This is a genomic window from Methylobacterium sp. WL18, from assembly GCF_008040015.1.
GTDB classification, from domain to species: Bacteria; Pseudomonadota; Alphaproteobacteria; order Rhizobiales; family Beijerinckiaceae; genus Methylobacterium; species Methylobacterium mesophilicum.
This window is the reverse complement of the sequence record NZ_VRVD01001167.1, coordinates 1-725: the sequence shown is the minus strand read 5'-3', so window position 1 is coordinate 725 and position 725 is coordinate 1. Positions and strand designations below refer to the sequence as shown.

The window sequence follows — 725 nt, the reverse complement described above, 5'->3', positions numbered from 1 at the left end:
GCCGAGACCGGGTCGGTCGCCGGCTTGGGCGGGGCGGCCGCCGGAGATCCCGTGCCGGGTGTACCCGGCTGATACGGTGCGACCTGCGCGGGCTTGGCCCCGCCCACCGCGGGGGCGGGGGACTTCGCACCGGGTCGGGACTCGGTCCGGCCCGGATCGGGTTGCGCAGGCGTGGACGGAGCGCCGCCCGGCTTCGGACCGCCGGCTCCGGGCTTGTCGGCGTCGCTGGGTGGTGGCGTCACGGGCAAGTCCTCCAACTCTTCGGCGTCGCCGCGCCCCCGTAGCACCGCGGCGGCACCGGGCGCGAGGGCGAGATACGGCGGCTCTGTCCCGCTGTCACCGCGCGCCGCCACCGAAGCGTGGCGCGAGGGCATCGAGCAGGTCCGTTTCCCGCGGCCGTGCCGCGACGAAATGGACCGCGATGCCGGCGGCTTCCAGGGGGAACGCGACATCAACAGACAGGCAGTAATGCCTCAGGCGGCGGAAAGCTCCGCCGTGCCCCGATCCATCCGCGAGCGCGAGCGCGACGGCCGCGCTGCGGCGGGAATAATGCAGTGCAGCATCGAGCCCCCCGGCGGCGAGTGCGTCGCCCACGGCAGGGGGCAGGGTGGGGACGGGATCCGCCGTGTAGGCCTCGAGGATCACGATCGTGAATCCGGCGGCCGTCAGGGCCGCCTCGGGCTCGGGCTTGCGCGCGGTCCCGGTGGCGTGGAGCAGGCGCGCTC

Annotated in this window: 1 protein-coding gene and 1 pseudogene; both read right to left on the bottom strand. The window is 75.2% G+C overall.

From position 1 onward, the window contains the following. Positions 1-374: pseudogene (locus FV228_RS33875) on the bottom strand (translation initiation factor 2); the annotation flags it as partial. Beyond that, positions 337-725: uroporphyrinogen-III synthase (locus tag FV228_RS31575; protein WP_187278000.1), on the bottom strand; the 389-nt coding region annotated here is incomplete at its 5' end. The pseudogene FV228_RS33875 and the gene FV228_RS31575, both read right to left, overlap by 38 nt.